This is a genomic window from Pseudoalteromonas sp. PS5 (assembly GCF_004103255.1).
GTDB lineage: Bacteria > Pseudomonadota > Gammaproteobacteria > Enterobacterales > Alteromonadaceae > Pseudoalteromonas > Pseudoalteromonas peptidolytica.
This window is the reverse complement of sequence record NZ_RCSQ01000114.1, coordinates 1-9,852: the sequence shown is the minus strand read 5'-3', so window position 1 is coordinate 9,852 and position 9,852 is coordinate 1. Positions and strand designations below refer to the sequence as shown.

At 43.7% G+C, this 9,852-nt stretch carries 7 protein-coding genes; 3 read left to right on the top strand and 4 right to left on the bottom strand.

Features of this window, described 5'->3' with window-relative positions; translation table 11 throughout:
- Positions 1 to 166 precede the first annotated feature (166 nt).
- The gene (gene purL, locus D9603_RS14585) at positions 167 to 4,051 is read right to left on the bottom strand and encodes a phosphoribosylformylglycinamidine synthase (protein WP_128731858.1); all 3,885 of its coding nucleotides are present in this window, start codon (positions 4,049 to 4,051) and stop codon (positions 167 to 169) included.
- 199 nt (positions 4,052 to 4,250) lie between these two features.
- Here purL and mltF point away from each other — a divergent pair, with 199 nt between their 5' ends.
- Both mltF and D9603_RS14575 read left to right on the top strand, forming a co-directional pair.
- Positions 4,251 to 5,684, top strand: coding sequence for a membrane-bound lytic murein transglycosylase MltF (mltF, locus tag D9603_RS14580; RefSeq protein ID WP_241651671.1), 1,434 nt, complete (start codon positions 4,251 to 4,253; stop codon positions 5,682 to 5,684).
- 121 nt (positions 5,685 to 5,805) lie between these two features.
- A complete protein-coding gene (locus D9603_RS14575; protein WP_125253281.1) occupies positions 5,806 to 5,988 on the top strand; it encodes a hypothetical protein in 183 nt (60 codons plus the stop codon).
- Here the strand turns inward: D9603_RS14575 and tadA are convergent.
- On the bottom strand, positions 5,985 to 6,485 hold the full coding sequence (gene tadA / locus D9603_RS14570) for a tRNA adenosine(34) deaminase TadA (protein WP_128731857.1): 501 nt from the start codon (positions 6,483 to 6,485) through the stop codon (positions 5,985 to 5,987). The two genes, D9603_RS14575 and tadA, sit on opposite strands and share 4 nt — an antisense overlap.
- A gap of 260 nt (positions 6,486 to 6,745) precedes the next feature.
- On the opposite strand from tadA, the gene D9603_RS14565 reads away from it, so the two are divergent.
- Positions 6,746 to 8,050 carry an inosine/guanosine kinase gene (locus D9603_RS14565; RefSeq protein WP_125253283.1) on the top strand — a complete coding sequence of 435 codons (1,305 nt, stop codon included), beginning with the start codon at positions 6,746 to 6,748 and terminating at the stop codon, positions 8,048 to 8,050.
- Positions 8,051 to 8,154: 104 nt separating this feature from the next.
- Here D9603_RS14565 and glsB read toward each other — a convergent pair whose 3' ends face one another.
- Together glsB and raiA are read right to left on the bottom strand one after the other, a co-directional pair.
- Positions 8,155 to 9,072, bottom strand: a complete 918-nt coding sequence (gene glsB, locus D9603_RS14560; RefSeq protein WP_128731856.1) for a glutaminase B — start codon at positions 9,070 to 9,072, stop codon at positions 8,155 to 8,157.
- An 81-nt stretch (positions 9,073 to 9,153) separates the two neighbouring features.
- Complete coding sequence (gene raiA / locus D9603_RS14555) at positions 9,154 to 9,510, bottom strand: ribosome-associated translation inhibitor RaiA (protein WP_125253285.1); 357 nt, start codon at positions 9,508 to 9,510, stop codon at positions 9,154 to 9,156.
- Positions 9,511 to 9,852: the final 342 nt, after the last annotated feature.

Here is a 9,852-nt window from a genome sequence, read left to right as displayed (position 1 = left end):
AAAGCACAACTTAGTTTTTCCTTGTCTAGCCAGCAAGTTTTAGGGAAAACAAGGCGAATTTACGTACCAATAGTTGGCTATTGGAAGTGAATTCAACGCAGTTAGCGCTAAAACTAGCTGCTAGAAAGGCATTAATTATCCGCAGCTCAGGTTAATTTATTTCGCGTTAGCCTACTAGCTTACGCGCATTGCGGAACATGCGCATCCAAGGACTATCTTCTTGCCACTCATCAGGGTGCCAAGAGTTTGCCACTGCTCTGAATACACGCTCAGGGTGCGGCATCATCACAGTTGCACGGCCGTCTGTTGAGGTCATACCGGTAATACCAGCAGGAGAGCCATTCGGGTTAGCGGGGTACTGAGTAGTTGGATTGCCGTAGTTATCAACAAACTTCACAGCAACTGAACCTGAATCCAATGCCGTTTGTACCGCTGCTTCACTTGCAAACTCAGCATGGCCTTCACCATGTGATACCGCGATTGGCATACGAGAACCAGCCATACCATCAAAGAAGATTGATGAACTTTGCTGCACTTCAACTAAGCTGAAACGCGCTTCAAAACGCTCTGATTTATTAGTAACAAAGCGTGGCCAGTTTTCCGTGCCAGGGATCAGCTCTTTCAATGTAGAAAGCATCTGACAACCATTACACACACCTAAACTGAAGGTATCTTGGCGTTGGAAGAAACCTTGGAATTGCTCACGTGCAGAGTCATGGAATAGGATTGATTTAGCCCAGCCTTCACCAGCACCTAAAACGTCACCGTATGAGAAGCCACCACATGCCACTAGGCCTTTGAACTGCTCTAGTGTTAAGCGACCTTCAAGGATATCACTCATATGTACGTCGATTGCCGCAAAGCCAGCACGGTTAAATGCTGCAGCCATTTCAAGATGCGAGTTCACCCCCTGCTCACGTAAGATAGCAACTTGCGGCTTCACCCCTTTTGCAATGTAAGGCGCTGCGATGTCTTCATTTAGATCAAAGCTTAATTTAACGTTAAGGCCCGGATCTTTGTTATCGAACTTAGCGTCAAACTCTTGCTTCGCGCAATCTGGGTTATCACGTAGTGCTTGCATCTGGTAAGTGGTTTCAGCCCAAATAGTACGAAGCTCAGTGCGAGTATTTTCAAGTACCGTTTGACCATCACGAGTAAAGATAATTTTATCTTCACTATTTAGCGTACCGATGCGATGTGCAATATCAGCAATACCGTGCTCGGTAAATACTGCTTCAACCGCTGCAATGTCATCATTGCGAACTTGTAATACCGCACCTAGCTCTTCATTGAATAGTACTTCTATGTCAGTACCTTGCAGCGTATCTAATTCAATGCTCACACCTGTGTGGCCAGCAAATGCCATTTCCGCGGCAGTGGTGAATAGACCACCGTCAGAGCGGTCGTGGTAAGCGATAAGCTTGCCAGATTCAACCAACGCTTGTACTGCATTGTAGAAGCCTTTTAATAGCTCTGGGCTGTCAACATCAGGGGTCTTGTCGCCAAGTTGCTTGTACACTTGCGCTAAGCTTGACGCACCAAGGCGGTTTTGACCAGCACCTAAGTCAAGTAGGAATAGACTGGTTTCACCCTTATCAGTACGAAGCTCAGGCGTGACTGTTTTGCGAATATCTTCAACACGACCAAATGCAGTGATGATAAGTGACAACGGCGCAGTCACTGACTTTTCTTCGCCATCTTCATCCCACTTTGTCTTCATCGACATTGAGTCTTTACCAACTGGGATTGTAAGACCTAGCGCAGGACATAGTTCTTCACCAACCGCTTTAACTGCTTCGTAAAGACCTGCATCTTCGCCTGGGTGACCCGCAGCCGCCATCCAGTTTGCAGAAAGTTTAATGTTGTTGAGGCTACCGATATTAGCACCAGCGATATTGGTTAGCGCTTCTGCTACTGCTAGACGAGCCGATGCTCCATAGTTAAGTAGTGCCGCGGGGGTGCGCTCACCCATGGACATCGCTTCACCGTGGTAAGTATCGTAAGTTGCCGCCGTTACCGCACAGTTAGCCACTGGTACCTGCCAAGGGCCAACCATTTGGTCACGTGCAACCAAACCCGTTACGGTTCTGTCACCAATCGTGATAAGGAAGGTTTTCTCAGCAATCGTTGGTAGGCGAAGTAAACGCTTAGCTGCATCGTCAAGTTCAATACCTGCGGTATCTAATGCTTTACCTTCTACATGCTTTGACTCAACATCACGGTGCATTTTAGGCGGCTTACCAAGCAATACGTCTAGTGGTAAATCAACAGGATTATTATCAAAGTGGCTATCGGCGACGGTTAGGTGACGCTCTTCTGTCGCTTCACCAATCACCGCATATTGTGCGCGCTCACGCTTACAAATTGCTTCAAAGCGAGCAAAGTCTTCCGCTGCAACTGCCAATACATAACGCTCTTGTGACTCGTTACACCAGATTTCGTGTGGTGCCATGCCTGGCTCATCATTCGGGATATTACGCAGCTGGAATTTACCACCACGGCCGCCGTCGTCGACAAGTTCAGGGAATGCGTTTGATAAACCACCCGCGCCCACATCGTGAATAAACGCAATTGGGTTATCATCACCAAGTTGCCAACATTTGTCGATCACTTCCTGACAACGACGTTCCATCTCAGGGTTTTCACGCTGAACAGAAGCAAAGTCTAAATCTTCGTTTGATTGGCCAGATGCCATTGATGAAGCAGCCCCGCCGCCAAGGCCGATGTTCATTGCAGGACCACCAAGTGCGATTAGCTTAGCACCTACAGGGATTGAGCCTTTTTGCACGTGATCTTCACGGATGTTACCTAAACCACCTGCGATCATGATTGGCTTGTGGTAACCACGTACTTCAGCGCCGTTATGGCTTTCTACTTTTTCTTCGTAGGTACGGAAGTAACCCAAGAGGTTTGGACGACCAAATTCGTTGTTAAATGCTGCACCGCCAAGAGGGCCATCAAGCATGATGTCTAAAGCATTAACAATGCGTCCTGGTTTACCAAAGTTAGTTTCCCAAGGTTGCTCAAAACCTGGAATACGAAGGTTAGAAACGGTGAAACCAACTAAACCTGCTTTTGGCTTAGAACCTCGACCGGTTGCACCTTCATCGCGGATCTCACCACCGGAACCTGTTGATGCGCCAGAAAATGGCGCAATCGCCGTTGGGTGGTTGTGCGTTTCCACTTTCATCAGAATGTGGATATCTTCCTCGTGGAACGCGTACTCCCCGTCAGTATTTGGGAAGAAACGGCCAGCTTTAGAGCCGGTCATAACCGCAGCGTTATCTTTATACGCCGACAATACATTGTCGCTATTGGTTTCGTAGGTGTTTTTAATCATTTTAAACAGCGACTTAGGCTGCTCTACACCATCGATAGTCCAATCGGCATTGAAAATTTTGTGACGACAGTGCTCAGAGTTCGCTTGAGCGAACATGAAAAGCTCAATGTCGTTAGGGTTACGACCAAGCTTTTCAAAGCTTTCGACTAAGTAATCAATTTCGTCATCAGCAAGTGCAAAGCCCTGCTCAACATTCGCAACCGCTAATGCTTCACGGCCGCCGCCAAGAATATCCACTGAAGACATTGGGCGAGGCGTTTCGGTACGGAATAATTTAGCTGCATCATCAAGTTCTGTATGAACCGATTCTGTCATGCGGTCATGAAGTAGCTGCGCAACTTCTTCAAACTGAGTTTGTGTTAGTTCACCCTCAACATAATAAGCAATACCACGTTCAACACGGTGTACTTGTGTAAGACCACAGTTGTTTGCAATATCTGTCGCTTTAGAAGCCCAAGGAGAGATAGTGCCGACTCTTGGTGTGACCAAGATCAGTTTGCCCTCAGGCTTATGCTCCGTAATAGTCGGTCCGTACTTTAACAGGCTGTTTAGCTTGGTTAATTCAGTCTCTGAAAGCTCAGCCGTTAAATCAGCAAAGTGCATGAACTCGGCATAAACATTGGTAACTGGTAATTGAGCTGCAGCGCAGGTTTTAAGGATCTTTTGGACTTTGAAATCTGAAAGTGCAGGTGCACCACGTAGGATTAACATAGGTATTTTCATCCGGGGTTAAGGATTGAACGATATCTTGGGCGCTCATTATAGTGGAAATAGCGCTTGGAATTAACACTAATTTGTCAAAACTAGAAAATATCATGCAAATCTATCATTACCTTAAGTTAATTCGGCTTTTGCAATTATGATTTTGCTGCGGTAAGTTGATAATTCGAGCGCACAAGAGATCTGGGCCATGTTAAAATACATCTTTATGTGCTTTGTTGTCCTCTTTTTAGTTGGGTGCGACAAAGCCCCACTTAATCAATTACAGCAGATAAAACAAAATAAAGTATTGCGTGTTGGTACGCTCGCGGGCCCGGGAAACTACTATCAAGGTACCGCTGGAGAGCAAGGCTTTGAGTATGAACTGACGAGTGAGTTTGCTAATGAGCTTGGCGTTGCATTACACATTGTCCCCTATTTTAGTTTAGATGAACTATTCGCAAGATTAGACGCTGGAGATCTCGATATCGTCGCTTCAGCGATTAGCTTTCACCCATCAAGAACAGCGCAATATCGCTTTGGCCCAACCTACAGAACGATCAGCCAGAAGCTTGTCTACAAACAAGGCAGAGACTGGCCAAGAGACTTTGATGATATTAACGCACCTATCACAGTACTGGCACATAGCAACCATGTCATTGCATTAGAGGAAGCCAAAATTCAATATCCTCATTTAACATGGGATGTTGTGTCTGATAAGGGAGAAGAAGAGTTACTACAAGCCATCATTGATGGAGAGATTGACTATACCATTACAGATTCTCACTCATTAGCTTTATTTCGTCGTTATCACCCAACAGTGAGTATTGCTTTTTCTGTTACCCAAGATGAGCACGTAGCATGGATGATGCGCAGTGAAAAAGATGACTCTCTTTATGCCTTACTGCCCGCATTTTTTGCTCGTGCAAAAAAAAATAACTTATTAGCAACTTTAGAAGAAAAGTACTTTGGTCACGTTGAAGAATTTAATTATGTTAACACTCTAGCATTTGTAGAGGCTGTTCACAGCACCCTCCCCACATATCTAAAGTGGTTCAAAGAATATTCTACACAACACAATATAGATTGGCGCCTGCTTGCGGCAGTAAGTTATCAGGAGTCGATGTGGGATCCAAAAGCAAAATCGCCCACAGGAGTCAGAGGGATCATGATGTTAACTCAACCTACAGCTAAACAAGTTGGAGTAACGAATCGCCTCAACGCCAAGCAAAATATAGAAGGTGGAGCAAAATATTTGCGTATTCTATTTAATCGTATGCCCGACGAAATACAGCAACCAGATAGCACTTGGCTCGCATTAGCCTCATACAATGTTGGCTGGGGACATGTCCGTGATGCGCGCGCTATCACAAAAGAGCAAGGGGGGGATCCAAATAACTGGGCTGACGTTAAAAAACGACTACCACTGCTTACTAAAAAGCGCTACTATCGAAATACAAAATATGGATATGCTCGTGGTGATGTTGCGGTTACGTATGTAGATAATATTCGCCGCTATTATGACGCGTTAGTATGGCTAGAGGAGAATGGCGCGCTCCTTCCTGATGACAACATAACTTCTTCGCAAGCAATCCCTGAAACAAACCAAAACAACCTCATGATGTCGCTAAAAAATAGTGACTAATAATTACTGTTGTGGCTTGATAAATGCACTAAGCGGTCATAAATCTGTCACAGGCATCACGTATTAATACTAATTACTGTTGGGGAATAGCCCCATTTAATCTCTCACATTCGGAGGTTCTATGTTGAGAAGACGTCGGAATCATCAGTTTAAACGCAATACCAAGTACACGTCACCAAATCGCCGTCGTGTAATGATGAAAAATGCACACAGAAAAATGCTGCTTCGCCATCGTATTTTTGCTCTTATTCAAATGGAAGAGCAAAGAGAAACAAGTACAGCATCGACGGTAGTACAACCCTAAGTACTACCTTGTTTCAACTTCTTTGCAGCCTTAATCTCTTTTCGTCTGCGCTTAAAAAAAGCAGACAGCTTGTTTCCACACACCTCTGCTAGCACGCCAGATGTCACCTCTATTTGGTGATTCAGTTTCTCATGCTGTAATAAGTTCATAATTGAACCCGCAGCGCCGGTTTTCGCATCTGGGGCACCAAACACAACTCGCTTTAAACGGCTATGAACAAGCAAACCTGCACACATAGGACAAGGTTCAAGTGTCACGTATAACGTACAATCAATAAGTCGGTAGTTTTCGATGACTTTACCTGCTTCTCGAATAGCCACCATTTCAGCATGTGCAGAAGCATCATGGCAGGTGATGGAACGATTCCAGCCAGCAGCTATCATTTCCCCCTCTTTCACCACTACCGCCCCCACAGGGATTTCATTTTCCGCTTCAGCTTTGTCTGCATATTTAAGCGCTAACTGCATCCAATATTCATCGTCTTTTACTTCTGACATGATTTGCCTAACCGTCTATTCACTTAAAATCAGAGTATACCACCTTCAGCGTTGGCACGGTTAAGCTGCTATTCTTAAATAAACTTAGTCATAGATAAAGCTGCTTTTATAAGCAAACTCAAGATGTTACCAACATTTTTTTAATATTTTACGGAGTTTATTAGTAATTTTCGCAATTTTGCCGTGGCTCATAGGGTAGGATTTACGCTATAATTCGCCGCTTTTTTTATTTCGTAAGCTCAAAAACACACGGGTAGAATATGAAATTTCCGGGACGCCGTAGGCATAAACACTATTTTCCGGTGGAAGATAAAGATCCGCTTATTAACCAGTTACACGCTGATGATCGGCTAAAAAGGAGCTATATCTGCGGTATAGACCAAATCGTCGTTGATATTGAGGCCAAAGTGGATCAAGCATTTCTTGATGAGTTCCACTTACAGCGCGGTATGTCACAAGTGATAGACAATGATGTCACCAACGCCCTATACGATAGGCTAAAACGTGATGACATGATCGACTATGAATTTGCTGGCGGTACCATTGGTAATACCATGCACAACTATTCAGTTTTAGCGGACGACCGTTCTGTTTTGCTTGGGGTTATGAGTGAAAACATTAAAATTGGTAGCTACGCCTATAAATTTTTATGTAACACCTCAAGCCGAGTAGACTTGGACTACCTACAACCAGTAGATGGGCCTATAGGTCGCTGTTTTACACTGATCGATGACAGTGGCGAGCGTACTTTTGCTATCAGCGCAGGACTGATGAATCATCTACGTCCAGAATCTATCTGCCAAACGCTTATCCAAGAATCATCAGCGTTAGTGATCAGCGCTTATTTGATGCGCACCAGTGGCGATGAAACAATGACTCAAGCCACCATGCAAGCGGTTGAGTATGCAAACAAAGCAGGAGTTCCTGTAGTACTCACTTTAGGAACTAAATTTTTAATTGAACAAGATCCTGTTTGGTGGGCTGATTTTGTAGCGAAACATGTCGACATTTTGGCAATGAACGAAGAAGAAGGCGAAGCGATTACAGGACATAGCGATCCGCTCCTTGCTGCTGATAAAGCACTAGATTGGGTTGATCTTGTCATTTGTACAGCAGGCCCTAAAGGATTGTTTATGGCAGGTTACGTCGATGATAGCTGTAAACGAGAAACTGAGTACCCACTTCTGCCAGGCGCAATTCCAGAGTTTAATCGTTACGAATTTTCTCGTGCAATGAAAAAGTCACTATGCCAACAGCCTATTAAGGCATACAGCCATACGGCACCATACATGGGTGGGCCGGACATTATCAAGAACACTAATGGTGCTGGCGATTGTGCACTTGCCGCAGTATTGCATGATATTTGCGCTAATGAATATCATAAATTAAATGTACCAAACTCAGCAAAGCATGAACAAAGCGCGATTACCTACTCATCCCTTGCACAGATCAGTAAATACGCTAACAGAGCAAGTTATGAGGTTTTGGTTCAGCATTCACCAAGGCTCTCCAGAGGACTTCCCGAGCGAGAAGATTCACTAGAACAATCGTACTGGGAACAGTAACTCTCAAAATAAAAATGGCGACTCAGGTCGCTATTTTTATTTTGGCTTAGATTGGTAGCTAGCAAAATATGATTATTTGAAGCTTTATTTTTTACTTTAGCGACTTAAAAAATTGCAGTGCCAAGTTCATTGGATAAATATTCAAGTGCAGCAATCCCAGCTAATGAGTTACCAACTTTATCTAAACCAGGCGACCATACTGAGATAGTAAAGCGATTAGGCACTATTGCTATTATTGCTCCTCCTACACCTGATTTACCCGGCATGCCAACTCGATAGCCAAAGTCACCCGCAGCATCATAAAGGCCGCTTGTGAATAGTAGAGAATTCATTTGCTTAGTTTGTTTTTTAGAAAGTATGTGTTGTCCTGATATGCTGCATTCCCCTTGGTTGGAAAGGTATGAAAATGACCTTGCTAGCTCTGTCGTATTCATTTCAATCGCACAGAAGTTAAAATACGACCACAGCACATCTTCTACTTCATTATTAAAGTTGCCAAACGATTTCATTAAATAAGCCATAGCCGCATTGCGATAGCGATGATCGTACTCGGACTGAGCAACAACCTTATTAATGCATAATTTATTGTTACCTGACATTGCTCTATAGCTCTCCAACATCGTGTGGATCGGTGCGGATAACCGAGAGTAGAGTGCGTCACAAGTAACAATAGCACCTGCATTTATAAACGGATTTCTGGGGATCCCATTTTCAAACTCAAGCTGAGTTAAAGAATTAAATGCAGTGCCTGAAGGCTCTTTTCCAACTCGCTGCCAAAGTTCATCACCATAACGTTGTAATGCCAAAGTCAGAGTCATCACTTTAGAAACTGACTGTATTGTAAATCTCGCAGTGACATCACCTGCACTATATGTTTCACCATCAATAGTGTGTAAAGCAACAGAAAACTGCTCAAGCGGCTGCTGAGCCAATGCGGGTATATAGTTTGCTACTTTACCTTGACGTAGTAACGGCTTAACACGCTGGACAGCCTGCTCTAAAATATCTTGATAATTTGACATAGATTCTAAGATTTACACATACGACGATTAGTGGGATTGTATCAAAAAAGGCCCCGAGGGGCCTTGTGGATAATCTGAATTTTACTTAAGTTCCATTTCTTGAATGATCTCATGCGCGATAGGAGGGGTGGTGCTCACTGGCTTTTGGTGTTTATTTGCTTTGAGCTGACCCTTACGATGTTTTAAAGCTGAATCCAACTTTTTAGAGGCTTTAGCTATTGCTGGATACATTACTTCATCTTCGCCTTTTACCGATATTCGGCTTCCTGCGTAGTTTGTACTTATCTCCGTATAAAATTGTTTGTGTTCTTTACTGACGATGATGTCAAGGGATAACAACGATGGAAAGTGGTTAGCAATCTTGGCAAACTTTTCATGAACGTGGTTTTTAACAGCATCGGTTACATCTACGTGATGGCCAGACAAATTAATCTTCATATGCAATCCTTCTTTTGCGTTTACCCTTAACAATAGTATTGGCACGATTGTGTTATTTCTCAAGAGCCTTAACAGAAATTTATTACAAAAATTGGAAGGAAACTGATTCTTATCAAAAGAAGTTATAATAAAATATTTTATTAGCTCAGACTCTGGCATGGCTTGCCTAGTGCCCTAATAGGCTTGAGCCGTGACTAAAAAGTAGGATTACTCATTATTCTTCAGCTTGGCTTAATACCAATTATCTTAATTAAACGAACTACTTTAAAGCGAGAAAAGCTTGTCGATAACTCCACTACCGCGTCCTGCTATCGCTAAGGTACCTACATCCATATAGGCAAG

Excerpts from the sequence above, each read along its gene's own strand:
- raiA (WP_125253285.1), bottom strand. The coding sequence starts at position 9,510 with ATGAAGATTAATTTGTCTGGCCATCACGTAGATGTAACCGATGCTGTT.
- D9603_RS14565 (WP_125253283.1), top strand. The coding sequence starts at position 6,746 with ATGAAATTTCCGGGACGCCGTAGGCATAAACACTATTTTCCGGTGGAA.
- mltF (WP_241651671.1), top strand. The coding sequence starts at position 4,251 with ATGTTAAAATACATCTTTATGTGCTTTGTTGTCCTCTTTTTAGTTGGG.
- purL (WP_128731858.1), bottom strand. The coding sequence starts at position 4,051 with ATGTTAATCCTACGTGGTGCACCTGCACTTTCAGATTTCAAAGTCCAA.
- D9603_RS14575 (WP_125253281.1), top strand. The coding sequence starts at position 5,806 with ATGTTGAGAAGACGTCGGAATCATCAGTTTAAACGCAATACCAAGTAC.
- tadA (WP_128731857.1), bottom strand. The coding sequence starts at position 6,485 with ATGTCAGAAGTAAAAGACGATGAATATTGGATGCAGTTAGCGCTTAAA.
- glsB (WP_128731856.1), bottom strand. The coding sequence starts at position 9,072 with ATGTCAAATTATCAAGATATTTTAGAGCAGGCTGTCCAGCGTGTTAAG.